The 26,750-nt window shown below is 75.2% G+C and carries 25 protein-coding genes and 1 pseudogene; 12 read left to right on the top strand and 14 right to left on the bottom strand.

Going from position 1 to position 26,750, the window contains the following annotated elements; genetic code table 11:
* Positions 1-2: 2 nt before the first annotated feature.
* From ACRYRX_RS04155 to metG, 5 genes are all read right to left on the bottom strand, one after another.
* A complete protein-coding gene (locus tag ACRYRX_RS04155) occupies positions 3-953 on the bottom strand; it encodes a 4-(cytidine 5'-diphospho)-2-C-methyl-D-erythritol kinase (protein WP_432510667.1) in 951 nt (316 codons plus the stop codon).
* Positions 950-1,819 (bottom strand): 16S rRNA (adenine(1518)-N(6)/adenine(1519)-N(6))-dimethyltransferase RsmA, encoded by an 870-nt coding sequence (gene rsmA, locus ACRYRX_RS04150; RefSeq protein WP_432510548.1) that lies wholly within the window; start codon positions 1,817-1,819, stop codon positions 950-952. The genes ACRYRX_RS04155 and rsmA overlap by 4 nt, the downstream gene beginning before the upstream one ends.
* A complete protein-coding gene (locus ACRYRX_RS04145) occupies positions 1,792-2,949 on the bottom strand; it encodes a ubiquitin-like domain-containing protein (RefSeq protein WP_432510547.1) in 1,158 nt (385 codons plus the stop codon). Before ACRYRX_RS04145 ends, rsmA begins: the two co-directional genes overlap by 28 nt.
* A gap of 215 nt (positions 2,950-3,164) precedes the next feature.
* A complete protein-coding gene (locus tag ACRYRX_RS04140) occupies positions 3,165-3,986 on the bottom strand; it encodes a TatD family hydrolase (RefSeq protein WP_432510546.1) in 822 nt (273 codons plus the stop codon).
* Complete coding sequence (metG, locus tag ACRYRX_RS04135; protein ID WP_432510545.1) at positions 3,983-5,797, bottom strand: methionine--tRNA ligase; 1,815 nt, start codon at positions 5,795-5,797, stop codon at positions 3,983-3,985. The genes ACRYRX_RS04140 and metG overlap by 4 nt, the downstream gene beginning before the upstream one ends.
* A gap of 62 nt (positions 5,798-5,859) precedes the next feature.
* Here metG and ACRYRX_RS04130 point away from each other — a divergent pair, with 62 nt between their 5' ends.
* Positions 5,860-6,615: a VOC family protein gene (locus ACRYRX_RS04130; protein WP_432510543.1), complete on the top strand. Its 756-nt coding sequence runs from the start codon at positions 5,860-5,862 to the stop codon at positions 6,613-6,615.
* Positions 6,616-6,681: 66 nt separating this feature from the next.
* Here the strand turns inward: ACRYRX_RS04130 and ACRYRX_RS04125 are convergent, their stop codons facing one another.
* Positions 6,682-7,647 carry a quinone oxidoreductase family protein gene (locus tag ACRYRX_RS04125; protein WP_432510542.1) on the bottom strand — a complete coding sequence of 322 codons (966 nt, stop codon included), beginning with the start codon at positions 7,645-7,647 and terminating at the stop codon, positions 6,682-6,684.
* Between the two features lie 23 nt (positions 7,648-7,670).
* A complete protein-coding gene (locus ACRYRX_RS04120; protein ID WP_432510541.1) occupies positions 7,671-8,717 on the bottom strand; it encodes a LacI family DNA-binding transcriptional regulator in 1,047 nt (348 codons plus the stop codon).
* 172 nt (positions 8,718-8,889) lie between these two features.
* On the opposite strand from ACRYRX_RS04120, the gene arfA reads away from it, so the two are divergent.
* A complete protein-coding gene (arfA, locus tag ACRYRX_RS04115) occupies positions 8,890-10,401 on the top strand; it encodes an arabinosylfuranosidase ArfA (protein ID WP_432510540.1) in 1,512 nt (503 codons plus the stop codon).
* A gap of 3 nt (positions 10,402-10,404) precedes the next feature.
* Here arfA and ACRYRX_RS04110 read toward each other — a convergent pair whose 3' ends face one another.
* From ACRYRX_RS04110 to ACRYRX_RS04100, 3 genes are read right to left on the bottom strand one after another with little or no spacing between them, the layout of a single operon-like run.
* A complete protein-coding gene (locus ACRYRX_RS04110; RefSeq protein WP_432510539.1) occupies positions 10,405-10,767 on the bottom strand; it encodes a hypothetical protein in 363 nt (120 codons plus the stop codon).
* A 7-nt stretch (positions 10,768-10,774) separates the two neighbouring features.
* The gene (locus ACRYRX_RS04105) at positions 10,775-11,689 is read right to left on the bottom strand and encodes a DNA/RNA non-specific endonuclease (RefSeq protein WP_432510538.1); all 915 of its coding nucleotides are present in this window, start codon (positions 11,687-11,689) and stop codon (positions 10,775-10,777) included.
* Positions 11,690-11,737: 48 nt separating this feature from the next.
* Complete coding sequence (locus ACRYRX_RS04100; RefSeq protein ID WP_432510537.1) at positions 11,738-12,487, bottom strand: MerR family transcriptional regulator; 750 nt, start codon at positions 12,485-12,487, stop codon at positions 11,738-11,740.
* A gap of 146 nt (positions 12,488-12,633) precedes the next feature.
* Between ACRYRX_RS04100 and ACRYRX_RS04095 the strand changes: the two genes are divergently transcribed.
* A complete protein-coding gene (locus ACRYRX_RS04095) occupies positions 12,634-13,212 on the top strand; it encodes a hypothetical protein (RefSeq protein ID WP_432510536.1) in 579 nt (192 codons plus the stop codon).
* Here ACRYRX_RS04095 and ACRYRX_RS04090 read toward each other — a convergent pair.
* Positions 13,190-13,825 carry a PadR family transcriptional regulator gene (locus ACRYRX_RS04090; RefSeq protein WP_432510535.1) on the bottom strand — a complete coding sequence of 212 codons (636 nt, stop codon included), beginning with the start codon at positions 13,823-13,825 and terminating at the stop codon, positions 13,190-13,192. The two genes, ACRYRX_RS04095 and ACRYRX_RS04090, sit on opposite strands and share 23 nt — an antisense overlap.
* 169 nt (positions 13,826-13,994) lie before the next feature.
* Entirely contained in the window at positions 13,995-14,939 is a 945-nt protein-coding gene (locus ACRYRX_RS04085; RefSeq protein WP_432510534.1) for a sugar phosphate isomerase/epimerase family protein, read from the bottom strand.
* A gap of 280 nt (positions 14,940-15,219) precedes the next feature.
* Between ACRYRX_RS04085 and ACRYRX_RS04080 the strand changes: the two genes are divergently transcribed.
* The 8 genes and pseudogenes from ACRYRX_RS04080 (at position 15,220) to ACRYRX_RS04045 (ending at position 22,393) form a co-directional block, all read left to right on the top strand.
* Positions 15,220-16,200 (top strand): HD domain-containing protein, encoded by a 981-nt coding sequence (locus ACRYRX_RS04080; protein ID WP_432510533.1) that lies wholly within the window; start codon positions 15,220-15,222, stop codon positions 16,198-16,200.
* Between the two features lie 20 nt (positions 16,201-16,220).
* Positions 16,221-17,315: a Gfo/Idh/MocA family protein gene (locus ACRYRX_RS04075; RefSeq protein ID WP_432510532.1), complete on the top strand. Its 1,095-nt coding sequence runs from the start codon at positions 16,221-16,223 to the stop codon at positions 17,313-17,315.
* Positions 17,312-18,247 (top strand): MBL fold metallo-hydrolase, encoded by a 936-nt coding sequence (locus ACRYRX_RS04070; protein WP_432510531.1) that lies wholly within the window; start codon positions 17,312-17,314, stop codon positions 18,245-18,247. The genes ACRYRX_RS04075 and ACRYRX_RS04070 overlap by 4 nt, the downstream gene beginning before the upstream one ends.
* Positions 18,244-18,843: pseudogene (locus tag ACRYRX_RS04065) on the top strand (YcaO-like family protein); the annotation flags it as partial. The gene ACRYRX_RS04070 and the pseudogene ACRYRX_RS04065, both read left to right, overlap by 4 nt.
* Before the next feature lie 250 nt (positions 18,844-19,093).
* Positions 19,094-19,846: a YcaO-like family protein gene (locus ACRYRX_RS04060; protein WP_432510530.1), complete on the top strand. Its 753-nt coding sequence runs from the start codon at positions 19,094-19,096 to the stop codon at positions 19,844-19,846.
* Positions 19,843-21,150 (top strand): glycosyltransferase family 4 protein, encoded by a 1,308-nt coding sequence (locus tag ACRYRX_RS04055; RefSeq protein ID WP_432510665.1) that lies wholly within the window; start codon positions 19,843-19,845, stop codon positions 21,148-21,150. Before ACRYRX_RS04060 ends, ACRYRX_RS04055 begins: the two co-directional genes overlap by 4 nt.
* Positions 21,147-21,863 (top strand): PIG-L deacetylase family protein, encoded by a 717-nt coding sequence (locus tag ACRYRX_RS04050; protein ID WP_432510529.1) that lies wholly within the window; start codon positions 21,147-21,149, stop codon positions 21,861-21,863. Before ACRYRX_RS04055 ends, ACRYRX_RS04050 begins: the two co-directional genes overlap by 4 nt.
* An 89-nt stretch (positions 21,864-21,952) precedes the next feature.
* Complete coding sequence (locus tag ACRYRX_RS04045) at positions 21,953-22,393, top strand: hypothetical protein (RefSeq protein WP_432510528.1); 441 nt, start codon at positions 21,953-21,955, stop codon at positions 22,391-22,393.
* A 58-nt stretch (positions 22,394-22,451) separates the two neighbouring features.
* On the opposite strand, the gene ACRYRX_RS04040 is transcribed toward ACRYRX_RS04045, so the two are convergent.
* Complete coding sequence (locus ACRYRX_RS04040; protein WP_432510664.1) at positions 22,452-24,365, bottom strand: helix-turn-helix domain-containing protein; 1,914 nt, start codon at positions 24,363-24,365, stop codon at positions 22,452-22,454.
* Between the two features lie 17 nt (positions 24,366-24,382).
* The gene (locus ACRYRX_RS04035; RefSeq protein ID WP_432510527.1) at positions 24,383-25,150 is read right to left on the bottom strand and encodes a 3-hydroxybutyrate dehydrogenase; all 768 of its coding nucleotides are present in this window, start codon (positions 25,148-25,150) and stop codon (positions 24,383-24,385) included.
* A 224-nt stretch (positions 25,151-25,374) separates the two neighbouring features.
* Between ACRYRX_RS04035 and ACRYRX_RS04030 the strand changes: the two genes are divergently transcribed.
* Positions 25,375-26,742: an MFS transporter gene (locus tag ACRYRX_RS04030; RefSeq protein WP_432510526.1), complete on the top strand. Its 1,368-nt coding sequence runs from the start codon at positions 25,375-25,377 to the stop codon at positions 26,740-26,742.
* Positions 26,743-26,750 lie beyond the last annotated feature (8 nt).

Genomic DNA, 26,750 nt, shown 5'->3' with positions numbered 1-26,750 from the left:
CGTCAGGCCACGGGCTCCAGCACCCGGGCGCCGGGGACGGGACCGGTCGCGACCCGCAACCGGTCGGCGCCGACGACGGGCGCCAGGTCGCGGGCCAGGTCCTGCGCGGCGTCGGCCGAGGACGCCAGGAGCGCCACCGTCGGCCCGGAACCGGAGACGACCCCGGCCACCGCCCCGGCCCGCTGCCCCGCGCGCAGCGTCCGCGTCAGCTCCGGGGCCAGCGAGCACGCCGCCTCGGCCAGGTCGTTGGACAGGGCCGCGCCCAGCACCGCGGGGTCCCCGCTGCGCACGGCGAACTCGACGGCCTCGAGCCGGTCGTCGTCGGCCGGCTCGCTCCAGCCGTCCAGGGCCCGCAGCCGGTCGCACTCGCCGAACACGGCGGGTGTGGACAACCCCGCGGCGCCCAGCACGAACACCCACGCGAACCCCGCGGTCGTCAGGACCGGCACCAGCTGCTCGCCCCGGCCGGTGCCGACGGCGGTGCGCCCGTGCAGGCCGAAGGGGACGTCGGAGCCGAGCTCGGCCCCCAGGGCGGCCAGTCCGTCCAGGCCGGTCCGCAGCTGCCACAGCGCGTCGCAGGCCACCAGCGCCGCCGCCGCATCGGCCGATCCGCCGGCCATGCCGCCGGCGACGGGCACGCCCTTGCGCACGTGCAGGTGGACGGGCTCGTCGAGACCGGCGCGGGCGGCGAGCGCGCGCGCCGCGCGCAGCGCGAGGTTGGACTCGTCGAGCGGGACGCCGGACACGTCGGTCCCGCCGACGGACTCCACCGAGACCCCCCACCGCTGCGCCGGGGTGGCGGTGACCTCCTCGAACAGCGAGACGGCCTGGAAGACGGTGACGAGGTCGTGGAAGCCGTCGGGCCGCAGCGGCCCGACCCGCAGCAGCAGGTTCACCTTGGCGGGGGCCTGCGCGGTGACGGAGGCGCCCGTCGCGGGGCCGGGCACGGTCAGGACTCCTTCGCGGCGGCCGCGATGCGGGCGAAGTCCCCGACCGCCAGCTGCTCCCCGCGGGTGGAGGGGTCGACGCCGGCGGCCCGCAGGACCTCCTCGGCCCGGGCCGGGGACCCGGCCCACGTCGCCAGCGCCGCGCGCAGCGTCTTGCGTCGCTGGGCGAACGCGGCGTCGACGACGGCGAAGACCTCCTCGCGCGTCGCGGACGTCGGCGGGGCCGGGCGGCGGGTGAAGGCCACCAGGCCGGAGTCGACGCGCGGGACGGGCCAGAACACCGGCGGGGGCACGGCCCCGGCGCGACGGGCCTCGGCGTACCAGGCCGTCTTGACGCTGGGGACCCCGTAGGTGCGGCTGCCCGGGCCGGCGACCAGCCGGTCGGCGACCTCGGACTGGACCATGACGACGCCGCCGCGCAGCGTGTCGAAGCGCTGCAGCATCGTCAGCAGCACCGGGACCGCGACGTTGTACGGCAGGTTCGCCACGAGCGCCGTGGGCGGCGGCCCGGGCAGCTCGGTGACCTGCAGGGCGTCGGACAGCACCACGTCGAAGGAGACACCGGGCCGGGCCCGCTCGGTGAGCGTGGCCGGCAGTTCCGCCGCGAGCACCGGGTCGATCTCGACGGCCACGACCCGGTCGGCGACCTCGAGCAGGGCCAGGGTCAGCGACCCCAGCCCGGGGCCGACCTCGACGACGACGTCGTCGGCGCTCAGGCCGGCGACCCGCACGATGCGCCGGACCGTGTTGGCGTCGACGACGAAGTTCTGGCCGAGGGTCTTGGTCGGCCGGACGCCGAGACGTCCCGCGAGGTCGCGGACGTCCCGGGCCGACAGGAGGGAACTCAGAGCTTCTTGCCGCACACGGGCCATTGTCCGGCACCGGCGCGCTGGTAGAGGAGCTTGGCGCGGTACGTCTGCTCGGAGGCGGAGGCCTGGCTGGGCAGCCCGCTGCCGCCGACGGCCTTCCAGGTGGACACGGAGAACTGGTACAGGCCGTGGTACTTGCCGCTGGCGGAGACGATCGAGGGGTTGCCGCCGGACTCGCACTGGGCCAGCGCGCCCCAGTTCAGCCCGTCGGCGCCGCTGACGGACCCGCCGCCGCCGCCGGTGGAGGCGGCCGGGGCCGCCGCGACGGGCTTGGCCTTGGTGCCGACCTGCACGACCTCCTCGACGGGGGCCGCGTCGACGACCTCGCCGGTCGCGACGTGCTCGGAGCGGACGCCGTCGCGGAACACGTCGGCGTAGGTGACGGTCTTGGAGCCGTCGACGCCGGCGGTGACGACCTTCTTCTCACCCTTGAACAGCTGGTCGGTCTGCTCGGTGCGGCTGCCGTGGCCGATGGCGACGGTCTCGGTGCTGGTGGAGCGGTCGATCCGCACGACGGTGACGGTGGCGCCCGCGGTGAGCCGGTCGGCGCCGGCGTGGGACAGCTCGTCGCCCTCGCGCATCGTCACGCCGGCCTCGGTGAGCAGCTCGTCGACGCTGCCGGCGGTGCTGGTCAGCTGGCGGGTCTGCCCGTCGGCGACGAGGGTGACGGCCTTGGGGGTGGTCACGTCCAGCGCGAGCCCCTGGCGGCCCAGCGGCTCCGAGCGGGACGCGGACAGCTTGGCGCCGTCGGCGCGGACGTCGAGGTCGGCCAGGGCCGCGTCGACGGTCTGCGCGGTGGTCCAGTAGGTCTTGGTCTCACCGTCGACGGTGAGGGTGAGCTCGCGGCCGTAGCGGACCACGACGGTCTGCCCGTCGGCGAGGTCGGTGTCCACCGAGGGGGCGACGATGTCGTGCTCGCCGACGGTGATGCCCTGGTCCTCCAGGAGGTCGGCGACGGTGCCGCCGAAGGCGCTGGCCTGCGTGCGCTGCCCGTCCGCGTCGATGACGACGTCCTTGTCGAGGGCGGTGAAGGCGACGGTGCCGCCGACCACGGCGGCCAGGCAGGTGCCTCCCGCGACGAGGCGGACGGTGCGGGACGAGCGGCGGACGGCGTGGGCGAGCGGGAACGGCACGAGGGATCCTTCGACGATGTGCCCGGGCACGAGATCCGGGCTCCGGCGCCGCCTGGAGGGACCCCCGTCCCCACGCGCACCTCGTGGCCCGGCCGTCTCGATCCGGCCGACAGGAGCGGACCGTAACCGCTCCGAGACCTCTTCGACAAACCGCCGTGACCGCTTGACCCCGTGAACCCTTTCAGGGGAGGGGGATCGAGGCGGTGTGACGCGACTCACCAGGGGCCGTAGACGGCCTCGGTGGTGGCGGCGATCGTGGCGCACAGCTCGTCCAGGTCCGCGCCGAGGGTGGCGGCCATGGACCGCACCGTCAGCGGGACGAGGTACCCCGCGTTCGGGCGGCCCCGGTGCGGCGTCGGCGTCAGGTACGGGGCGTCGGTCTCCACCATGACCCGGTCGCGCGGTGCGGCGCGCAGGGCCTCGCGCAGCGGCTCGGCGTTCTTGAAGGTGACGGTGCCCGCGAAGGAGAGGTAGTACCCCGCCTCGACGCACTCGCGGGCCATCGCGGCGTCGCCGGAGAAGCAGTGGAACACGGTGCGCTCCGGCGCCCCCACCTCCCGCAGCAGCGCCAGGACGTCCTCGTGGGCGTCGCGGTCGTGGATCTGCAGCGCCAGGCCGAGGTCCTTGGCCAGCTGGACGTGCGCGCGGAACGACTCCTGCTGGACCCCGGCGCCGTCGGGCCCGGTGCGGAAGTAGTCCAGGCCGGTCTCCCCCACGACCCGGACCCGGGGGTGGCGGGCCAGCTCGGCGATCTCGGCGAACGCCGCGTCGAACTCCCCCGCCGCCACCAGGCCGGGGACCTCGTTGGGGTGCAGCGCGACGCCGCCGAGCAGCTGCGGGTGGCGGTCGAGGGCGGCGACGGTCCAGCGCGCCGCGTCCAGGTCGCAGCCGATCTGGACGCTGCGCGGCACCCCCGCCGCCGTGGCCGCCGCCAGCAGCGCCTCGACGTCCTCGTCGGTCTCGGAGTCGAGGTGCGTGTGGTTGTCGACGACGGGGACCGCGAGCGGTTCGGGGGCGGGGGGACGGGCGGACCTCACTTCTGCAACCGCGCCAGTTCCTCCTCGACGACCGCGGCGACGTCGAGCTTGGTGAAGATCGGCGTCGGGGCGGCCACCGGGGTGCCCGGCACGATCGGGCGCGGGGCCCACTCCGGCAGCGTCGCGCCCTCACCGGAGCCGCGCCGGTAGTCCCCGGTCAGGATCGGGTACGGGCGGCCGTCGTCGAGGTCGGTGACCTCGCGCAGCTCCGGCAGCGGGGAGACGGTGCCGGTGCCGCCGAACGCCTCGTGCACCTTCTGCGCCGAGTGCGGCAGGTACGGCGACAGCAGCGTCCGGCAGTCCGAGACGGCCTGCGCGGTGACGTGCAGGACGGTCCGCATCCGCTCGGGGTCGGAGTTCTTGATCTTCCAGGGTTCCTGGTCGGTCAGGTACTTGTTGACCTCCCCGACGATCCGCATGGCCTCACCCAGCCCGGCGCGCTGGCGGTGGTGCTCGATGAGGTCCCCGACGGCGCCGAACCCCGCGCGGGTGGTGTCCAGCAGCGCGCGGTCGGCGTCGGTGAGCTCGCCCGCCGGGGGGATCTCGCCGACGTTCTTCGCGATGAGCGAGGCCGTCCGGTTGACGAGGTTCCCCCAGCCGGCGACCAGCTCGGACGTCGCGCGGGTCGCGAACTCCTGCCAGGTGAAGTCGGAGTCGTTGTTCTCCGGGCCGGCGGCGGAGATGAAGTACCGCAACGCGTCCGGCTGGTAGCGGGCCAGCACGTCGCGGACGTAGATGACGACGCCGCGGCTGGAGGAGAACTGCTTGCCCTCCATGGTGAGGAACTCGCTGGCGACGACCTCGGTGGGCAGGTTGAGGTTCCCGAACGGACCCGGCTCCCCGCCGCGGGCGCCGCGGCCGTCGTAGGCCAGCAGTTCCGCGGGCCAGATCTGGGAGTGGAACGTGATGTTGTCCTTGCCCATGAAGTAGTACGACTCCGCGGACGGGTCGGTCCACCACGCGCGCCAGGCGTCGTCGTCGCCGGAGCGGCGGGCCCACTCGACCGACGCGGACAGGTACCCGATGACGGCGTCGAACCACACGTACAGCCGCTTGGCCGGGTTCTCCTCCCAGCCGGCGAGCGGGACCGGGATGCCCCAGTCGATGTCGCGGGTCATGGCCCGCGGCTTCATGTCGGCGAGCAGGTTCTGGGAGAAGTTCAGGACGTTCGTCCGCCAGCGGCCGGTCTCCGCGCGGGTCTGCAGCCAGGACCCCAGCGCCTCGGACAGCGCCGGCAGGTCGAGGTAGAAGTGCTCGGTCTCCACGAACACCGGCGTCTCGCCGTTGATGCGGCTGCGGGGGTTCTTCAGCTCGATGGCGTCGAGCTGGTTGCCGCAGTTGTCGCACTGGTCCCCGCGCGCGCCGTCGTACCCGCAGATGGGGCAGGTGCCCTCGACGTAGCGGTCGGGCAGGGTGCGGCCGGTGGACGGCGAGATCGCGCCCATGCCCTTCTTCGCGACCATGTAGCCGTTGCGGTGCACCGTGCGGAACATCTCCTGCACGACCGCGTAGTGGTTGGCCGTGGTGGTGCGGGTGAACAGGTCGTAGGACAGCCCCAGGCCTTGCAGGTCCTCGGTGATGACGCGGTTGTAGCGGTCGGCCAGGCCCTGCGGGGTCAGCCCCTCCTGCTCGGCCTGCACGAGGATCGGCGTCCCGTGCTCGTCGGTGCCCGAGACCATGAGGACGTCGTGACCCGCCATCCGCATGTACCGGCTGAACACGTCGGAGGGGACGCCGAAACCGGCGACGTGACCGATGTGGCGGGGGCCGTTGGCGTAGGGCCAGGCCACGGCAGACAGGACGTGGGTCATGCGGTGAGTCTATTGGCCCGATCAGCGGGCACGGGGTGTCGCGAGCCCGCTACGGTCGGTCCGTGCAGGCCCTGGTGAGCGACCGACCGGACAGCCGGCTGGTCAACGTCGTCGTCGACGCGGTCGACCCCGTCCCGCTCGCGCACTGGTGGCGGCAGGCCCTGGAGTGGCGGATGGGGTACGCCGACCGGTACGAGACCGACGTCGTGCCGCCGGAGGGCGAACCGGGGGTGGACCTGGTCTTCGTGCCCGGCGCCGGCCCCAGGGCCGGCCCGAACCGGGTGCACCTGGACCTGGACTCCTCCTCCCCCGCCGACCAGCGCGAGACGGTCGCGTACCTGCTCGACCTCGGCGCGACCCGCGCCGACGTCGGCCAGGGCGACGTCCCGTGGGTGGTGCTGGCCGACCCCGAGGGCAACGAGTTCTGCGTCCTGGACCCCCGGCCGGAGTACGAGGGGACGGGCCGGGTCGCCTCGATCGTCTGCCTGGCGCAGGACCCGCAGGCGCTGGCGGGGTTCTGGGCCCCGCTCGCCGGGATGCGCCCGGTGCGCTCCTCGGCGCGGGTCGCGGGGTTGCGCGGCGACGGCGGCCCCTACCTGGAGTTCGTCGCCTCCCCCACCCCGCACCGCGTGAAGAACCGCTGGCACCTGGACGTCCGCGCGACGGCGGCCGGGCCCGGCCGCGACCGGGTCGTGTCCCGGGCGCTGGAGGCCGGGGCCCGGCCCGTCGACGTCGGGCAGGGCCCCGGGGTGGGCTGGACGGTGCTGGCCGACCCCGAGGGCAACGAGTTCTGCGTGCTCGCCGGGGCCGTCGGCTGACCTGCCCCCCGACTCCCCTCTCCGCGATCAAGGACACAGGTGTCCTTGATCGCGGGGCGGGCGCGGTCAGGGGATGAGCAGCAGCTTGCCGGTGGTGCGCCGCCCCTGGAGGTCCTCGTGGGCGCGGCGCGCCTCGTCGAGGGGGTAGGTGCGCCCGACCCGCACGTCGAGGCGGCCCGCGGCGACCCAGCCGAGCAGCTCGTCGGTGCGGGCGAGCAGCTCGGCCCGGTCGCGGGTGTAGGAGGCCAGCGTGGGGCGGGTCAGGAACAGCGACCCCTTCGCGTTGAGCCGCTGGACGTCGAAGGGCGGCACCTGCCCGCTGGACCCGCCGAACAGCACCATGAGCCCCCGCGGCCGCAGCGCGTCCAGGCTCGCGTCGAAGGTGTCCTTCCCGACGCTGTCGTAGACGACGTCCACCCCCGCACCGCCGGTGAGCTCGCGGGCCCGGGCGGTCGACCCGTCGTAGCCGACGACGACGTCGTCGGCGCCCGCGGCCCGGGACAGCTCGGCCTTGGCCGGGGTGGACACGGTGGTCAGGACGTTCGCCCCGCGCAGCTTCAGCACCTGCGTCAGCAGCAGCCCGACGCCGCCGGCCCCGGCGTGCACCAGCGCCCAGGTGCCCGGGCCGGCCGCGAAGGTGTCGGTGGCGAGGTAGTGGGCGGTCAGGCCCTGCAGGAGCACGGCCGCGGCGGTGGCCGCGTCCACGCCGTCGGGCACGGGCACGAGCTCGGCGGCGGGGACGAGCACCTGCTCGGCGTAGCTGCCCGGCGCCTCCTTCCAGGCGACGAGCTGCCCGGGGGCGAAGCCCTCGACGCCCTCGCCGGTGGCGCGCACCCGCCCGGCGCCCTCGCTGCCCAGCACGGCGGGCAGGTCCAGCGGGTACACCCCGGAGCGGCGGTAGGTGTCGATGTAGTTGACCCCGGCGGCCTCCACGTCGACGAGGACCTGCCCGGGCCCGGGGTCGGGCGCGGGGAGGTCGGTGACGGTGAGGACCTCCGGTCCCCCGGTCCGGTCGATCTGCACGGCTCGCACGGGCAGCAGTCTGCCCGGTGGTCTCAGCCGCCGGTGCTCTCCCGCACCACCAGCCGGCCGCTGACCGTCAGCAGGCGCTCGGGGCCGTGGTGCCCGGCCAGCCGGTCGGCGAGCAGCCCCAGGGCGAGGTCGGCCATCTCCGAGCGGTCCAGCGCGATGGAGGTGAGGGTCGGGGCGCCGTAGCGGGCCTGCTCGACGTCGTCGACGCCGACGACGGCCACGTCCTGCGGGACCCGCAGCCCCAGTTCGCGCAGGGCGTGCATCGCGCCGAAGGCGACGAGGTCGTTGGCGGCGAAGATCGCGTCGACGTCGGGGCGGGCGGCCATCAGCGCCCGCGCCCCGTCGTAGCCGTGCCGCAGCTCCCACTCCGGCAGCGGCCACAGCAGCCCGGGGTCGAAGCGCAGCTTCGCCCGCCGCAGGGCGCTGCGGTAGCCCTCGATGCGCTGGGAGACGACGGGCGGACGCAGCGAGTCCGCGGCCTTGTCCCCCAGGAACGCGATGGTCCGCCGGCCCGACTCGGCCAGGTGGCGGACCCCGGTGTCGCCCAGGGAGACGGAGTCGATGGTCACCCGGTCGTAGCCCGACCCCTCCCCGTGCTCCCCGATGAGCACGGCCGGGGTGGAGTCGCGCCGCTGCGCGAGCTCGCCGACGGGCATGGTCAGGGGGACGAACACCAGCCCGTCGACCAGGCGGACGGGGAAGCCGCCGGCGACCTCGCGCTCGCGCTCGAGGTCGCCGTCGGTCTGCTCCACGAGCAGCGTCATGCCGCGCGAGCGGGCGGCGGTCACCAGCGCGGAGGTCAGCTCCCCGTAGTAGGGGCTGGTCACGTTGGGCAGGGCGAGGGCCACCAGCCCGGTCCGGCCCTGCCGCAGCTGCCGGCCGATCCCGTTGGGGCGGTAGTCCAGGCGCTCGATGAACTCCTTGACCCGCTCGCGCATCTCGGGCCGCACGTGCGGGTGGTCGTTCACGACGTTGGAGACCGTCTTGATGGAGACACCGGCCGCTTCGGCCACGTCCCGCAACGTCGTCGGCCGCGCGGGGGTTCGCGACGGGGAGGGACCGGCAGGCACCGACGCATTGTGCCACCGGTGCCTTGACGCCGTCGCCGGTTTCGCGTTCACTACTTCCAACGTTGCACTTGCAACGTTGGAAGACGGCGTCGGAGACGACGCCGGACGACCAGAGCACCACCGCAGTGACCAGCTCCTCACACCGACGTGACGCGAACCAGGAGAGCCATCCGTGCGCACCGCCCGCCTCGCCCTCGACCCCGCCTTCACCGTGGGTCCGGTCCCCCGACGGCTGTTCGGCTCGTTCGTCGAGCACATGGGCCGTTGCGTGTACACCGGGATCTTCGAACCCGACCACCCCAGCGCCGACGAGGACGGCCTGCGCACCGACGTCCTGGAGCTCACGAAGGAACTCGGCCCCACCGTCGTGCGCTACCCCGGCGGGAACTTCGTCTCCGGGTTCGAGTGGGAGGACTCCGTCGGCCCCCGCGAGGAACGTCCCCGCCGCATCGACCGGGCGTGGCGCTCGGTCGAGACCAACCAGTTCGGCCTCGCCGAGTTCGACGCCTGGGCCCGCAAGGTCGGGACCGAGACCATGATGGCCGTCAACCTCGGCACCCGCGGCCTGCAGGAGGCCTGCGACCTGCTCGAGTACACCAACCTCGACTCCGGCACGAAGTTCTCCGAGCTGCGCAAGGCGCACGGTTCCAAGGACCCGTTCGACATCAAGCTGTGGTGCCTGGGCAACGAGCTCGACGGCCCCTGGCAGACCGGTCACAAGACCGCCGCCGAGTACGGCCGCCTGGCCGCCGAGACCGGCATGGCGATGCGCTCCATCGACCCCGACATCGAACTCGTCGCGGTCGGTTCCTCCAGCCGCTCGATGCCGACGTTCGGCGAGTGGGAGCAGACCGTCCTGGAGCTGTCCTACCACGCCGTCGACTACATCTCCCTGCACGCGTACTACGAGGAGAAGCCGGGCGACACCAAGAACTTCCTCGCCTCGGCGGTCGACATGGACCTGTTCATCGAGCAGGTCGTCGCGACCGCGGACGCGGTGCGCGCCAAGGGGAAGCACAACAAGAAAATCAACCTGAGCTTCGACGAGTGGAACGTCTGGTACCAGAGCCGCCCCCACCACGCCGAGGGCGTTCAGCCCTGGGACGTCGCCCCGCGCGTCATCGAGGACGAGTACTCCATCACCGACGCCGTCGTCGTCGGAACCCTGCTGAACTCCCTGCTGCGCCACTCCGACCGCGTCCACATCGGCGCCCAGGCCCAGCTCGTCAACGTCATCGGCCTGCTGCGCAGCGAGGCGGGCGGGGAGGCGTGGAAGCAGTCCATCGCGCACCCCTTCGAGCAGATGCGCAAGCTCGCCCGGGGGAACGTCCTGCAGGTCGTCACCACCTCGGACACGTACGAGACCGGCAACTTCGGCGACGTCGACGTCGTGGACGCCTCGGCGACCTACGACGACGAGACGCTGACCGTCTTCCTCGCCAACCGCGACCTGGAGGACCCCGCCTCCGTCGAGGTCCCGCTGCGCGGTTTCGACGTCGACCGCCTCGCCGAGGCGAAGGTCCTCGCCGCGACCGAGGGTCAGGACCGGCACACCACCAACCGCGACGGGGACCACCAGCAGGTCGGGCTGCGCCGCCTCGACGACGTCACCGTCACCGAGGGCCTGGCCACCGTGGTGCTGCCCCCGCTGAGCTGGGCGGTCGTGCAGTTCCGCAAGGGCTGAACCTCACAGCTCGGTGAGCCTGCGGCGCAGGAGCTCGGCCAGTTCGACCGACTCCCCGTCGCGGGCACCGCGCCCGACCTGCAGGGGCGGCTCCACCGGTTCCAGGTGGACCCGGCGGAACCGCCCCAGCAGCACCGGCGCGACGTCCAGCACGTAGTACCGCCCCGCCGGGTCCACCCCCAGCGACCCGTTCGCCCGCAGGTACCAGCCGACGACGTCGGTGCGGCAGCGCACCGACCCCGCCCGCGCCCGCAGCGGGCCGGGCTCGCGGCCGCGGCGGTGCAGCTCGGCCACGAACCCGCGCAGCAGGTCCTGCGCCTGCGCCGTCTCCGCCGCCCGGACCCGCTCCCACCACTGCGCGCTCACGCGCCCATCAGAGCAGCAGGTCCCCCGGGGTCGCCAGCGGGCGCCACGCGGGCACCTCGTCGCCGGCCGCGGCCGGCACCAGCCCCGGCAGCCGGTCGGCCGCGACGAGCGGGCCGAGGTCGAGCTGCGTCAGGTCCCCGATGTCCTCCACCGGCACCTGGAAGGTGCGGAAACCCCCGAGCTCGGGGACGTCGCGCGCCGACGGCGCCCCCACGACCTGCTCCACCAGCGGGGTCTGGTCCAGCACGAACCCGACGCTGGCCAGCACCGACACCTCCTCGTCGGGGTCGAGGTCGGCCGGCTGCGGCAGCAGGAACGCGGCGATCTTGTAGAAGCGGCGCGGGATGCGCACCCCCCGGTACTCGGGGTCGTCGTCGGCGAAGACCGGGCCGGTCACCACGACGATCCGCTGGTCCCAGCGCCGGGCGTGGTCCAGGACGTGGTCCTCCAGACCCAGCCACAGCTCGCTCGACTGGTTGAACCGGGACGCCTGCGGGGCCGCGTTCGTGTACGCGAACGTGTCCGCGTTCGCCGTCGGCGCCTGCGGACCCCACACCGGGTCCCGCCGGCGCACCAGGTGACCGCGGTCGAAGTCGTTGCGGGCGTACAGCTCCGCCCCGGCCTGCTCGTCCGGCCCGATCCGGGGGTCGGTGAACCAGGCGTCCCCGCCGCGGTCGAGGTCGACCAGGGCCGCGCCGTCGATCGCCACGACCGTCGCCGCGGCCAGGCGGCGGTCCGGCCGCTGCACGATCGAGAAGTTCGTGTACGGCAGGACCACGACCTGCGCGCCGTCCAGCGGTTCGGGCAGCGGGATCCACGGGCCGGGGGCGAGGAAGCGCGGGTCGTACCCCGCCCTCCCCCGCAGGTCCGGCGCTCCCGCGCGGCTGATCCCCAGACCGGTCCCGGTGTCCGTGTCGCTCATCCCGGAAGACTGCACCCGACCTCCGACACGGAGGGTGACGGGCGAGTGTCAGCTCAGCGCACGCTGCGCGAACACGTCCGCGGCGCGGCGCAGGTACTCCGCCGTCCCGGGGCCGAAGGCCTCGTAGGTCGCGCGGAACCGCTCGTCCTCGACGTACCCCCGCGTCAGGGCGCGGTAGGCCGCCGCGTCGGGCGTCCAGAACACCGACACCCACGCGTGGTGCCGGCGGACCAGCTCCTGCACGGCCCCGTCCTCGACCGCGTCCCCGCGGGCGGCCGCGGCGGCCAGCCCCGCCCCCACGGCCTCGTGCTCGGCCAGGTGCGCGCGCCGCCCCGCCTCACCCAGCTCCCGCCAGGCGCGCTGCCCGTCCTCGTGCGCCGCGCGGCCCCAGCGCTCGACGACCTCCTCCTCGTACCGGCTCGCGTCGAACCCGTCGAACATCTCCTCCACGGCGATCCCCTCCCCCGTCCTCAGGCCCGCCAGCGTCCGGCGGACCGACCTCGTCAGCCGCGCGATCCGCGCGGCCTCCTCCTCCAGCTGGGCCAGGTGCGCGGTCAGCGCGCCCTCCTCCCCGACCCGGGCGGCCAGGACGTCACCGATCGCGGCCAGGCCCAGCCCCAGCTCCCGCAGCAGCAGGATCCGCTGCAGCCGCCGCAAGGCCGCCTCGTCGTAGTACCGGTAGCCGTTGGTCCCGGTGCGGGAGGCGGGCAGCAGCCCGATTTCGCCGTAGTGGCGCAGCGTGCGGCTCGTCGTGCCCGTCGCCCGCGCGACCTGCTGGATCGTCCACTCCCGTCCCACGTCCACGACGGTAGGAGTTGACGCAGCGGCAGGGTCAAGACCGGGGAGGAACTGGCGTTCAAGTGCCGGGGCCCGCCGTCCGACACCATCGCTGGACGGCCGATCACGGTCGGTCGCGGACGATCGGAGGGTGGTACGTCGTGCCGGTGACCCGGGCCCACGCCCTGCTGCCCGTCCTGCCCGCGGACCTGCCGTCGCTGGAGGCGAGCCTGGAGCACCTCGTCGCCGCCGCCGACGAGAGCACCGCCGCGGGCGTGCCCACGACCCTGGTGCTGGCGACCAGCGCCGACCCGGCCGCCGTGGACGCCGTGCTGGCCAGCTGGGTGCCGCTGCTGAACCTGCTCGACGGGGTCACCCTCACCGTCGAGCACCACCCGGGGGCGCGGTCGCGCGAGGAGCTGCGGTCGCGGTCCGCGCAGGGGCTGGGTGCGGCGCTCGCCGACCACCCCGCCGACGCAGCCGCGACGCTGGTCCTGACCACGACGTGCGACGTGCTGGTCGCGCCGGACTGGGTCGTCGGGCACGTCCGGCACCACCGGGAGGGGGCCCGGGCCAGCACGGGGCCGGTGCGCGGGGGCGGTGACGTGCACGAGCTGACCGCCAACCTGGCCGTGCGGGCGGACCTGCTGCCGGCGGTGCTGGCCGACCGGCGGCGGGTGCGGCTCGTCCACGCCCTGACGCCGCTGGTGGCGACCCCGCGGGTCACTCTCCCGGCGTCTCCCTGAGGTCCTCGGCGAGGATCGCGAGCAGCTCGCGCCGCGCCTTCTCCAGGACGTCCCCGGCCCGCCGCACGTCGGCCGGGCGGCCGGCCAGCTCGATCTGCTGGTAGGTCATGGCCAGCGCCCCGAGCTGCCGCCGGAAGGCGTGGGCCCGTTCGCGGTCCGGGCCGCCGTCGAGCGTCTCCCACGGCGGCGGGGTGTCGCCGTACTCCCGTTCGACGTGGGCGCGGCCCTCGTCGGTCAGCGTGAACCGCTTGGGGTCCTCGGGGTCGGCGACGACCAGGCCCTCGTCCTGCAGCTGCTGCAGGAGCGGGTAGACCGACCCGGGGCTGGGCTTCCACTGCCCCTCGCTGCGGCGGGCGACCTCGCCGATGATCCGGTACCCGTTGCTGGGCCCCTCGGCGAGCAGGACGAGGACCGCGGCCCGCACGTCACCGCGCGGGCGGCGGCCGCCCCGGCCGGGACCCCCGCCGAACCCCCCGCCGAACCCGGGACCGAAGCCCCCACCGAACCCCGGGCCGAAGCCGGGACCGAACCCGCCGAACGGCCCGCCGGGGCGGTGCCCCCGGGCGTGCTCGACGTGCCCGCCCCACATCTGCTGGAACTTGTTCCCTCTCACGACACACCTCCACGTCATCGCGAAGCCGAGTGCCTCGCGATGCTTCGACGATATATCGCTATGGCTCGGAAGTGAAGGGGTGAGCGTCGACGGGTTCGTCGACGGGATCCGGCTGAGGTCGCCCACCGCGTCGTCGAAGACCCTGTGGTGGCCGGGCAGCCGCTCGGCCTCAGGAGCGCGGGACGGCGACCCGTTCGCGGCGCGGGGCGGGCGTGGTCAGGTCGATCGTGGCGGGGGTGCGCAGGCCCGGGAACGCCTCGCGCAGGAACTCCCGGCTGCGCCGCGCGGCCTCGCGGTGCACCGGGTCGTGGTCGTACAGCTCCACGCTGACCCAGCCCTCGTACCCCGCGGCCAGGACCGCGCCCACGGCGTCGAAGTCCACGTGGCCGTCACCGGGCACCAGGTGCGCGTGGACCCGGTCGGCGATGTCCTCCACCTGCAGGTGCCGCGTGAACGGCAGGTGACGTTCCAGCGACCCCAGGGCGTCGTCCTCGACGACGACGCAGTGCCCCAGGTCCTGGCTCAGCCACAGGTCCGGGCTGCCGGTGCGTTCCATGACGGCGGCCACCTCGGCGTTCGTCTGGTAGTGGAAACCCGGTTCGGGCTCGATGCCCAGCACCGTGCTGCCGCGGGGCAGGCCGGCGGCGTCGAGGGTGTCGTGCAGGGTGTCCAGCAGGACGGCCAGCGCCTCGTCGAACCAGGCGTCGGCCTGCGCGGGCGCGACCTCGGGCCGGCGCCGGCCCGAGGAGAACACCACGAGGGGGACGCCGATGAGGGCACCCGCGCGGACCCCGCGCTGGAGCAGGTCCAGCCGCCGGGCGCGTTCGGCCGGGTCCGGGTCGACGAGGGCGGGTTCGAACGGGGAGTCGCTCAGCAGGTGCGGGTCGCCGGTCGCCAGGCTGCACGCGGTGAGGCCCGTGCGTTCCAGCGTCGCCCGCAGGCGGTCGGCGTCGGCGGGACCGAACGCCCAGGGGTCGACGTGCTGGTGGTTCAGGGACAGCTCGATCCCGTCGTAGCCCAGGTCGGCCAGGGTGCGGACGGCGTCGCCGACGTCCAGCGAGCGCAGGCCGTTGGCGTTGTAGGCCAGGCGGATCGGGTGCGGGGTCACGGGCACGGGGACTCCTGGGTTCGAAGTGGTGCGCCGGGGCGGCTCGGTCGGCGTGGAGCCGGCGTGACGGCGGTGTGACGGGCGGCGCGGCGGGGACGTCACGGTGGCCGGTCGCGACGGAGCGGCGCGACGGGTTCCCTCCGGCACGAAACCACGTCCCGTGCGCTGACGCACCGCGAGCGGACGGGTGAGGATCGTCACGAGGGTTTCGCCGCGCGGACCCCCGGGGCCGCGGGCAGAGTGTTCGCGTGCTCCTCATCCAAACCACGGGTGACCGAGGTCACCGGTGACCCCGTCGCCGGCCACCGCGGAACTCGGTGCGGAACTCCCCGAGACCGGCGGCCCCGTCGTCCCCCCCACCACTCTGACCCTCCTGCGGGAGGTCGCCGACGTGAAGCGTCTGCGCGACGCCCGCGGCCCCGGGTCGCTGGCCGACCGCGCCTTCACCCGGTCCTGGCGGCTCCTGCTGCGGGACTGGTCCCCGGAACAGGTGCAGCGGCTCGCGCTGCGCGAGGTCGCGCACGCGCTCGTCGCGGCCCGCCTCGCGGGCGTGGACGCCGGGGTGCTGGCCGCCGCCGGGCTGGACCGCGCCGAGCGGCTGCGGGTCCTGGAACGGGCCTTCGACGCCGTCACCTCGACCGCCGAGGGGGGTTTCGGCGACCTGGCCGACCTGCGCGCCGCCCTGGACCCCGAACCGTTCGACGAATCGCTGCTGCCGACCGCGCCGCCCTTCGTCGACGCCCTCGTGCGCCAGCCGCGCGCCGGGGCCACCCACCCCGACCTGCCGCGCGTGGTCGTCGAACCCCCCGAGAGCCACGGGGACCACTGCTTCGTCACCGCCGTGTACTCCGCGCTCGTCGCCCCCCGCTTCGGCGTCGGGCGCGGTGAGGCGTTCCTCGTGGCGCTGGCCCACCACCTGCCCAACGGCGACCTGCCCGACGCGGGTTTCGGCGGGGAGGTGCTGCTCGGCGAGCACTACCTGCCGGTGCTGGCCGCCCTGGAGGAACGCTCCCTGCGCCAGCTGCCGCTGGGGCTGGCCGGGCACCTGCGCGACCTGCTGCCGCAGCGGGAGACGACGGGCACCGCGATCGGGCGGGTGTTCAACACCGCCGACGTGCTGGACCGCGTGCTCCAGGTCCACCACCACGCCCGCGCCGCCGCGTTCACCGCCGCCCAGGCCCTCGACGACCTGGACATCGTGCACCCCGGTGCCGTGCAGCAGTTCCAGCTCGGCGTGCTCGCCGGCGCCGGCATCCCCGTGCGCTGAAACCCCGATCGAGGAGTTCCGTGACCGTCCCCGTCCAGCACCCGGCAGCGCACGAGGCAGCGCACGACGAGCGGACCGGCTGGGTCGTCGCCGGCGCCGGCTGGGTCGCCCGCGACCACATGGCCCCCGCCCTGGCCGCGTCGGCGAGCAGCCGCGTCGTCGCCGTCGTCGACCGCGACCTCGAGGCCGCCCGCGCCCTGGCCGCGCGGTTCCCCGGCGCCGAGGCCCACGACGACCTGACCGCCGCCTTCGCCACCCCCGGGGCCCGGATCGCGTACGTGGCGACCCCGAACCACGCCCACCGCGAGGTCGCCGTGGCCGCCGCGCGGGCCGGCCTGGCCGTGCTCTGCGAAAAACCCCTGGCCGCCGACCTCGACGACGCCGCCGCGCTCGTGGCCGGGTGCGAACAGGCCGGGGTCGTGGCCGCCACGGCCTTCGACCAGCGGTTCCACCCCGCCCACGAGGCGATGGCCGCGATGGTGGCCCGCGGGGACCTGGGGACCGTGACGGCCGTCCGCATCGTCTACGCCTGCTGGCTGCCGCCGGGCTGGGCGCCGCCGGGCAGCACGACCGGCGACAACTGGCGCGTCGACCCCGTCCGCGCCGGCGGCGGGGCCTACGTGGACCTCGCCCCGCACGGCCTGGACCTCGTCGGGACCCTGCTGGGCGAGGACGTCGCGACGGCCACCACCCACCTGCAGCACCGCGTCCACGACTACGCCGTCGACGACGGGTCCGTCCTCGTCGGCAGCACGCCCTCCGGTGTGCTGGTGACGATCTCGAACTCCTTCAACACCGTGGAGACCCTGCCCCGCCGCCGGCTGGAGATCGTCGGGACCGCCGGGCAGCTCGTCGCGACGAACACCATGGGCCAGGACGCGGGCGGGCACGTCGAGTTCGTCGACGCGGCCACCGGCGCCTCCCGCGAGGTCGGGTTCGACCGGGAGACGTCCCCGTTCACCGGGGAGCTGCGCGCCCTGGAGGCCGCCGTCACCGGCGGGGCGCCGTGGCGGTTCCCGATGGCGCGCGACCTGCGCCTGCTCCACCTGCTGCACGACGCGATCACCCCGGCGTCCGCGACCGCGGGACCCCGAACCCTGGAGGCACGAGCGTGACCGGCCCCGACGACTCGCACGCCCTGCGCGGGGTCCGCGCCGGGGAACTCGCCCCCCTGCCCACCCGCGCCCACCGCAGTCACCGCGCCTACTCCTGCACCAACTGCGGGCACTGGCAGCGCTGGTTCGCCCACACCCCGCCGCCGGCGTGCCCGGTGTGCTCGGACGTCCGCAACGAACTGCCCGAGGACGGGTTCGAGTTCCTGCGCGAGACCGAGGTCGACGCCCTCGTCACGACCTCGTGGCGCGAGGCCGTGCCCGGGGTGACGGAGTTCTGGTGCGACCCGGTCGTGGGCCTGGGCTCGCACGGCTGGGTCCTGGAGACCGCCGACGGCCTGCTGGGTTTCGAGGCCGCGCCGTGGTACTCCGCCGACGCGCTGGCCGAGCTGCGCCGCCGCGGCGGGCTGCGGGTCCTGGCCTCCAGCCACGTCCACGGGTTCGGCGGGCTGTGGCAGCTGCAGGACGAGCTCGACCCGCCGGTCGTGTCCGTCGGGGTCCACGACCTCACCTGGACCAAGGCGTTCCGGGTGACCTGGCCCGCCGACGACCGGACCGAGCTCGCGCCCGGGATCGCGCTGCACCGCACCGGCGGGCACTTCCCCGGGCACAGCGTGCTGCACGACGCCGGCCGCGGCCTGTTCTTCTGCGGCGACTCCCTGAAGATCGACCTCGACGAGGACGGGAACGCCGCGGCCCTCAGCGCGCACAAGGCGTTCCACGCCCAGATCCCGCTCTCGCGCGCCGAGCTGCGCAGCATGCGCGAGATCGTCGGCGCCCTGGAGTTCGAGACGGTGTTCAGCCCGTTCGAGTTCGCCCGCGGGGTCACCACCCGCCACGTCGTCGCGCTGGTGGACCACATGCTCGCCAACCCCCCGTCGGCGTCCCCGGTCCCGATGGACCTGCTGGACCGGAAGGTGGGGGTGTTCGCGTGAGGACCGCACACCCCCTGACCGTCGACCACCCCGTCGAGGAGGGCCGCGACCACCGCGCCACGCAGCGGTTCCGAGACGTCCTCGGCGAGCGCGACCGGTTCCAGTTCCCGACCTACCGCCTGGACACCGTGGGGATCCCCTCGTGGTGGACAATCGCGGCCACCGGGAGCGCCGGGGCGGCCGCCATCGGCCACGGCTACGGCGCGACCGACGCCGACGCGCGCCGCTCCAGCTGGGGCGAGTCCGCCGAGCTGGGGCTGCTGCGCCGCAAGGTCGCCACCCTGGAGCACCGCCGCGGCACCCGCGCCGACCTCGTCGCCGAGTTCGGCGCCGACGCCGTGCTCGACCCGCCGTCGGTGTGCCTGGACGCCGGGGCCGACTGGGCCCCGGACGCGGTGCTGAACTGGCTGCCGCTGCAGCGCTACGGCACCGGTGAGCGGGTGTGGGCCCCGGCCGACGTCGTCCTGCGCGACGCCGACGAACTGCCGCCGGGGTTCGTGGACGACCTGCCCCGCCTGGTCACCCGCCACGGCAACGGCCTCGGCGCGGGCGACAGCCTGGAACGCGCCGTGGCGCACGGCATCGGGGAACTCCTCCAGCGCGACGGCAACGGCACCCGGTTCCGGGCCATGGACACCGGCGTCGTCCTCGACCTCGGTCCCGGGGGGGGGGGGGGGGGGGGGGGGGGGGGGGGGGGGGGGCGGGGGGGGGGGGGGGCGGGGGGCGGCCGCGGGGGGCCCGCGCGCGCCCCCCCCGCCCCCCCCCCCCCCCCCCCCCGCCCCCCCCCCCCCCCCCCCCCCCCCCCCCCCCCCCCCCCCCCCCCCCCCCCCCCCGCTGCAGCCGGTCATGGTGACCGCCGCCGGGGAGGCCGCCCACCCCGACCGCGAGGTCGCGCTGCGCAAGGCCGTCCTGGAGTTCGCCGCGGCCCGCTCCCGCAAGGCGTTCACCCACGGCGACCTCGACGCGGTGCGCGCCATCAGCCCCGCCGGGTACGTCGACCGCTACGCCGCCGACCCCACCACCCAGGAGGAACGCGCGCTGCGCGGGATGCTGGGGTGGCTGGAGCGCGACGCCGCGCAACTGCGGGGACTGCTCGAACCGGTCGTGCTGGCCGAGCGCAGCCGCCGCCGGTTCGACACCCTCCCCACCTGGAGCGCCCCCGAGGGCGCCGACGAGCAGCAGGCGCTGGCCGCCCACCTCGTCGGGATGCTGCGCGAGAAGGGTTTCGACGTCCTCGTGCTGGACTGCTCCGACGCCGCAGGAGGCGTGGCGGTGGCCCGCGTCGTCGTGCCCGGCCTGGAGGTCGAGATCGTCAGCTACGGGCGCATCGGCGAGCGCGGCCTGACCGACCTGCTGGCGCGCGGCGACGGGCGCACCGGGCTGCACGGCATCGTGGGCCTCGGCGCCCCCGGGGCCGCGGGGGTCCCCGCCACCGCCGCGCCGGTCCACCTCACCGACGCCGCGCGCGAGCGCGTCGGCGGCCCGGCGTGGCTGGACCGCGCCGCGCTGGACCGGGTCCTGGGCGACCTGTACCCGCTGTACCGCGAACCGGCACTGCACGCGGCCGCCGTGGCCCGCGCGAAGGGATGGACAGCATGAGGATCTGCTTCGTCAGCCGCCGCTACTGGCCGGCGGTGTCGGGCATGAGCGTGTACGCGGAGAAGCTGCTGGAAGGGCTGGTGGCCCGCGGCCACGACGTCGTGCTGGTGTCGCAGTTCCGCGGCGACCCCGCCGGCAGCGCCGTCTACGGCGGCGGGCCGCCGCCGGCCGACCGCGTCCCGGCGGGCGTGCGGGCGGTGGGCCTGGAGGCCCTGGGCGAGCAGCGCGTCGCCGACGGTTCCGACGCCGACTTCGCCGCCGACATCGCCACGATGCGCGAGACCGTCGAGCGCCTGCACGCCGAGGAACCCTTCGACCTGCTGCACGCCCAGTACGCCTGGCCCACCGGCATGGCGGTGCTGGAGGCGTCGGCGTCCCTGGGGCTGCCCTCGGTGGTCAGCGTCCAGGGCGGCGACGGGCACTGGGTCGGGTTGTGCTGCCCGGCGCACTCGGTGGGCATCCGCACCGTCCTCGACCACGCCGGGGCCGTCCTCATCGGCTCGCAGACGTTCGCCGACGAGGTCGTCGAGCACCACGGCACCGACCCCGCCCGGTTCGACCTGGTGGGCGGGGCCACCGACACCGACGCGTTCGCGCCCGCCGACGACACCGCCGTGGGGGTGCTGCCCGCGCAGGGGCCGGTGACGCTGCTGTTCCACGGCCGCGTCGACCGCCGCAAGGGCGTCCTGGATCTGCTGCACGCCCTGGCCGCGCTGCGCGCCGAGGGCCGCGACGTGCGGCTGCTGGTCTCCGGGATCGGGCCCGACGTCACCGCCGTGGCCGACCTCGTCGCCGAGCTCGGCCTGGGCGACGCCGTCGAGCAGCGCGGGTACGTCCCGTACACCGACGCCCCGGCCGTCTACCGCGACGGGCACGTGTTCGTCTCCCCCACCCAGTCGGAGGGTTTCTCCAACACGATCCTGGAGGCCATGGCCGCCGGGCTCCCCGTCGTGACGACCCGCACCGTGGGGGTCGTGGACTGCGTGCGCGACGGCGAGAACGGCCTGCTGCACGAGGTCGGCGACGTCGCGGGGCTGGCCGCCGCGCTGCGCCGGCTGCTCGACGACCCGGCGCTGGGACCGAAGCTGGCCCAGCAGGCGCTCGGCGAGGTCCGCGACGTGTGGTCGTGGCCGGCCCTCACCGCGCGCGTGGAGGCCGTCTACGACCGCCTCGCCGGCACCACCCCGGACACGGCGTGGACGGGGCTGGACCCGGCGCAGCGGCCCACCAGCACCGGCCGCGGCGTGGAACCGGCGACCGCGGACGCCGACTGCCGGTTCCTGCGCACCCCGCACCTGCTGTGAGACCGGCCCGGGTCCTGGCGGTCTCCCCGCACCTGGACGACGCGGCGTTCTCCGCCGGGGCCCTGCTGACCGGGCTGGCCGCCGCGGGGGCGCAGGTCCACGTGGTGACGGTGTTCACCGCGACCGTGCCCGACCCGACGGGTTTCGCGCTGGCGTGCCAGACCGACAAGGGCCTGGCCCCCGACGTGGACTACATGGCGGTCCGCCGCGCCGAGGACGCCGCCGCGATGGCGGAACTGGGCGCGCGCGGCCACCACCTGCCGCTGCCCGAGGCCCCGCACCGCGGCTACGGCAGCGCCGCCGAACTCTTCGGGGCCGTCGCCCCCGGGGACGAGGACTGCCCGGCCGCGGTGGGCGCCGCCCTGGGGGTTTTCCTCGACGGCGGCTCCCTCGACGGGCCGGTGGACCTGCTGCTGGGCCCGCAGGGCCTCGGCGACCACGTCGACCACCGGCACGTGCGGACCGCCGTCGACGCGCTCGCCGTGCGCCGCGGGCTGCCGCTGGCCCGGTGGGCGGACACCCCGTACGTGCTGCGCTCCGGGGCGTCGGAACCCACGGGTTCCCCGCGCCGGGCGGTGGAGGCGGAACTGGCCGCGAAGGTGGCGGCCTGCGCCGCGTACGCGACGCAGCTGGGTTTCCAGTTCGACGGGACCGAGGCGATGGCGCGGGCCCTGCGGGCGTGCCCGGAGACGTTCGACGCGCCGGTGCCCTGAGGGTGGTGCGGACCGTTCCCCGGGTCGGCCCGCACCCGAACGGGTTCCCCACCCCGCCCGGTCCGCGCACGGACCCCTACCGTCTCCCGGTGACCTCCGCCGTCCCCTCGTCCTCCGGTGACTGGGACGTCCGGGTCCAGCCCCTGGCCCCGGCCCGTCCGCGGCTGCGGCCGCTGCGGGTCCCGGACCCGCCCGAACCCCTCGTCGACGCCGACGTCCCCGGCGACGACCCCGTCTCGGCGGTGATCGGGGTGGTCCTGCTCGCGCTGAACCTGCCCTGGTTCCTGCTGATCGTGCTGGTGTGGGTTCCGCTGTGGACGGCGAAGTTCTGCTGGTTCCTGCTGCGCCTGACGATCACCGTCGCCGTCGTCACCGGCGGGCTGCTCGGCTGGCTGCTGCTGCCGCTGCCGTGGGAGGTCGTCGCCGTCCGCACCCGTCCGGTCCCCGACGTGCGGATCACCCGCACCGCCGGGTGGCCGGCCGCGCTCGTGCAGCGCCACCGCCTCGCACGCGGTCGGGGGACCGGGTGAGGTTCAACGGGGCCGCACGCCCACACCCAGAACGCGTGCTCGTCCGGGGACGCCCGGTTCACCCCTGCCGGGTAGGTGCCGCGCCCGCGTCGGTGAGCCGGCGCAGCCGCAGCGCCAGCTGCACCTCCAGCGCCCGCTGCGGGGCCGACCAGTCCTCCCCGAGCAGCCGGCCGACCCGTTCCAGGCGCTGGGTGACGGTGTTGACGTGGACGCCGAGGGTGTCGGCGGCGCGGGCGGGGGAACCACCGGCCCCGAAGTAGGCCTCCAGCGTCGCCACCAGGTCGGTGCGGCGGCGCTGGTCGTACTCCAGCACCGGGGACAGCGTCGCGGTCACGAACCCCCGCACGTCCCGGCCCTCCCCGATCAGGAGGCCGAAGAAACCCAGTTCGCCCGCGCCGGCCGAGCTGCCGGTCCGCCCCAGCGCCGTCAGGGTCGCCGCGCAGCGGGCCGCCTCGGCGTGCGCGGCGGCGATCCCGGCGGGTTCGTGGACCGGTCCCCCGCCCCCGGCGGTCACCGGGCCGGCTCCGGCGGCGTCGAGCTCGCGCCGCACCACCGCGGCCGCCGGTCCGGCGTCCAGGTCGGGCAGGCAGAGCACCACGGCGCCGTCGTGGGTGCCGGCCAGCCCGCCGCGCGTCGCGGCCAGGTGGGTCGCCGCGGCCAGCGCCCGGGGGCGGGAACGTTCCTCCACGCGGGCCACGACGACGGCCAGCGGCCGGTCCAGGTCGGCCCCCAGGCGGCGGGCCCGCTCCCGCAGCCCCTCGGGGTCGCGGACGGGTGAGGTCAGCAGTTCCTCCAGCAGTTCCCCGCGCACCCGGCCCTCGGCCTCGCTGGCGGTGCGCCGGATCAGCAGCAGCAGCGCGGTGACCAGCGCGGCGCGTTCCAGGATCCGCTGGTCGGCCTCGGGCAGTTCCTCCTCGCGGTGCAGGGCCAGCCCGCCCAGCAGTTCGCGGTCGACGGTCACGGCCGCGGTCCACCAGTCCCCCTCCCGCACCGTCCGCCCGGTGCTGCGGGCCCGGGTCAGGGCACCGGCGGGGTCCGGCGGGAGGTCGCGCACCCCCTCGGCGTCCCAGCTCCGCCCCCGGCCCTCCTCGTCGAGCACGGTGATGGAGCCGCCGAGGACCTCCTGGACCGCGGCCGCGACGTCGTCGACGCCCCCGCCGTGCAGGACGACGTCGATGAACCGGTCGTGCGCGGCCGCGGCCCGTTCCACCGAGGCGGTGTGCTCGCGCAGTTCCCGGCTGGTCGCCGACAGTTCCTCCAGCGCCGCCCGCGTCTCCTCCAGCAGGCGGGCGTTGTCGAGGGCGATGGCGGCGTGGGCCGCGAGCGAACCGAGCAGCGAGACCTCGGAGCGGTCGAAGGTGCGGGCGGTGCGGTCGGCGGCGAACAGCACCCCGACGACCTGCGAGCCGCGGACCAGCGGGACCCCCAGGATGGCGACCAGCCCCTCCTCGTGGACCCCGCCGTCGATCTCGCGGGTGTGCCGGAACCGGTCGTCGCGGGAGTAGTCGGCGGAGGCGTACGGGGCGGCGGTCTGGGCGACCAGGCCCCCCAGCCCGGCCCCCATCGGCAGCCGCAGCGCCTGGAACCGGGCCGAGACCGAGCCGTCGGTGACGCGCATGAACGTGTCGCCGCGGGCGGGGTCGTTGAGCGTCAGGTACGACACGTCGGTGCCCAGCAGCTGCCGGGCCCGCCGGACGATCGCGGTGAGCACCGAGTCGACCCCCCGCAGGGCGGCCAGGTCGCCGGCGGTGTCGAACAGCGCGGACAGTTCCGACTCCCGGCGCCGGCGCGCGGCGAACGCCTCCCGGACCTGCAGGGCGAGCAGCTTCACCCGGTCGAGCTCGGCGAGGTCGGCGGCGTCGGCCCCGGCGGCGCGGGCGCGCACCAGCGGGCGCTCGTACTCGATGGCGGCGGCGTCCTCGAGCAGCAGCTCGAAGAACTCGGCGGCACCGGTCCCGGTCACGGCGGGCATTCTCGCCGGTCGCCCGGTCAGTGCGCGCTCCACCCGCCGTCCATGACCAGCGACGTCCCGGTGACCGAGGCCGCGGCCGGGGAGCACAGCCACGCCACCGCCTCGGCGACCTCCTCGGGTTCGATGAGCCGCTTGACCGCGGCCGGGGCGAGCATGACCTGCTCCACGACGTCGCTCTCGGACATCCCGTGGACCCTCGCCTGGTCGGCGATCTGCCCTTCCACCAGCGGTGTGCGCACGTAGGCGGGGTTCACGCAGTTGGAGGTGACGCCGTGCGCGGCGCCCTCGAGGGCGACGACCTTCGACAGGCCCTCCAGACCGTGCTTGGCGGTCGTGTAGGCCGCCTTGTAGGCCGAGGCCCGCAGCCCGTGGATCGAGCTGACGTTCACCACCCGCCCCCAGCCGCGCGCGTACATGTGCGGCAGCGCGCCCTTGAGCAGCCGGAACGGGGACTCCAGCATCAGCCGCAGGATGAGGGAGAAGCGGTCGGCGGGGAACTCGTGCAGCGGGGCGACGTGCTGCAGGCCGGCGTTGTTCACCAGCACGTCGACGTCCAGGTCGAGGGCGTCCACGGCGTCGAGGTCGGACAGGTCCACCGCCACCGCGGTCCCGCCCACCGCCTCCGCCACCGCCCGCGCCGCCTCGCCGTCGCGGTCGACGACGACGACGGCGGCACCGGCCTCGGCCAGGCGCACGGCGCAGGCGCGGCCGATGCCCGACGCGCCGCCGGTGACGAGGGCACGACGCCCGCCGAGGGGTCCGCCGGGGGGAGCGCTGACTGCCATGCCGCGACGCTAGAGGCCCGTCGCGGCCTTTCCCAGGGCGCGGCGCACACAACCCGCGCGGCACCTGTGGGGGCGGACCACACCCGGAGTCCCGGCTCCCGCGCCGACGGACGTGTCGGGCGGGCACACGAGCGCCGTCCCGATGGGGGTGCCGGACCACATGGTGGCCGGCGGTGCGCGCTCCTACCGTCGGACCAGCAGTTCCCTCGACGAGGAGAGATCCCATGCCCGCACCTGCGCACCCCCGGAAGGGGTTCGGCCGCGTCGTCGGCGCGAGCCTCATCGGCACCACCGTGGAGTGGTACGACTTCTTCCTCTACGGGTCGGCCGCCGCGCTCGTCTTCCCCGCCCTGTTCTTCCCCGACAGCTCGGAGTTCGCCGGCACGCTGCTGGCCTTCGGGACCTACGCCGTCGGGTTCGCCGCCCGGCCGATCGGTGCCCTCGTCTTCGGCCACTTCGGCGACCGCGTCGGCCGGAAGAAGCTGCTGGTGATCTCGCTGCTGATGATGGGCGGCGCGACGTTCGCCATCGGCCTGCTGCCCACCTTCGGCACCGTCGGCGTGCTCGCGCCGGCCCTGCTGGTCACCCTGCGGCTGGTCCAGGGTTTCGCCCTCGGCGGGGAGTGGGGCGGGGCGGTCCTGCTCGTCTCCGAGCACGGCCGGCCGGAGAACCGGGGTTTCTGGTCCTCGTGGCCGCAGGCCGGTGCCCCGGCCGGGAACCTGCTGGCCACCGGTGTCCTGGCGCTGCTGGCCGCGTTCCAGTCCGACGCCGCCTTCGAGAGCTGGGGCTGGCGGATCCCGTTCCTGCTGTCGGCCGCGCTCATCCTGGTCGGGTTGTTCGTCCGGCTGTCGGTCAGCGAGTCGCCGGTGTTCCTGGAGGCGCAGCGCGTCGCCGCGCAGAAGGCCGCGGACAGCGGCGTGGCCGAGACCCCGCCGCTGCTGACGGTGCTGGGCCACTACAAGCGCGAGGTCCTGGTGGCCATGGGCGCCCGGATCGCCGAGAACGTCTCGTTCTACCTGCTGACCGTCTTCAGCCTGTCCTACCTGACCAAGGCCCAGGGCGCGGAGTCGTCGTTCGGGCTGAACGCCCTGGTCCTGGCCTCGGTGGTGCACCTGGTGACGATCCCGTTGTGGGGCGCCCTGTCCGACCGCGTCGGGCGCCGCCCGGTCTACCTGTTCGGCGCCGTCGGGATCGGGGTGTGGGCCTTCGCGCTGTTCGGCCTGCTGGACCCGCAGAACCTGTGGACCAGCGTCCTGGCCATCACCGTGGGCCTGCTGTTCCACGGCGCGATGTACGGCCCGCAGGCGGCGTTCTTCGCCGAGCTGTTCGGCACGAAGTCGCGCTACACCGGCGTCGGCATCGGCTCCCAGCTGGCCTCGCTCGTCGCCGGGGCGCCCGCACCGCTCATCGCCCTGGCCCTGCTCGGCAGTTTCGAGGACCCGAACCCGACGGCGGTCTCGGTCTACCTGCTCGTGTGCGCCGTCGTCACCGTCGTCGCGGTCCTGGCCTACGGGGAGACCCGCACCCGGGACCTCGCCGCCGACCACGCCGTCGTCCTGAAGGGGGCCGAGCGGCCGGTCGACCACGTCTGAACCGGCGC

The organism is Kineococcus lubricus (assembly GCF_050871965.1).
Classification (GTDB): Bacteria; Actinomycetota; Actinomycetes; order Actinomycetales; family Kineococcaceae; genus Kineococcus.
This window is presented reverse-complemented; position numbering and strand designations above follow the sequence as displayed.

Coding starts and splice junctions, on each gene's coding strand:
- ACRYRX_RS04030 (WP_432510526.1), top strand. CDS start 25,375: ATGCCCGCACCTGCGCACCCCCGGAAGGGGTTCGGCCGCGTCGTCGGC.
- ACRYRX_RS04105 (WP_432510538.1), bottom strand. CDS start 11,689: ATGAGCGACACGGACACCGGGACCGGTCTGGGGATCAGCCGCGCGGGA.
- rsmA (WP_432510548.1), bottom strand. CDS start 1,819: ATGGCCCGTGTGCGGCAAGAAGCTCTGAGTTCCCTCCTGTCGGCCCGG.
- ACRYRX_RS04035 (WP_432510527.1), bottom strand. CDS start 25,150: ATGGCAGTCAGCGCTCCCCCCGGCGGACCCCTCGGCGGGCGTCGTGCC.
- ACRYRX_RS04055 (WP_432510665.1), top strand. CDS start 19,843: ATGAGGATCTGCTTCGTCAGCCGCCGCTACTGGCCGGCGGTGTCGGGC.
- metG (WP_432510545.1), bottom strand. CDS start 5,797: ATGACCCACGTCCTGTCTGCCGTGGCCTGGCCCTACGCCAACGGCCCC.
- ACRYRX_RS04040 (WP_432510664.1), bottom strand. CDS start 24,365: ATGCCCGCCGTGACCGGGACCGGTGCCGCCGAGTTCTTCGAGCTGCTG.
- ACRYRX_RS04060 (WP_432510530.1), top strand. CDS start 19,094: ATGGTGACCGCCGCCGGGGAGGCCGCCCACCCCGACCGCGAGGTCGCG.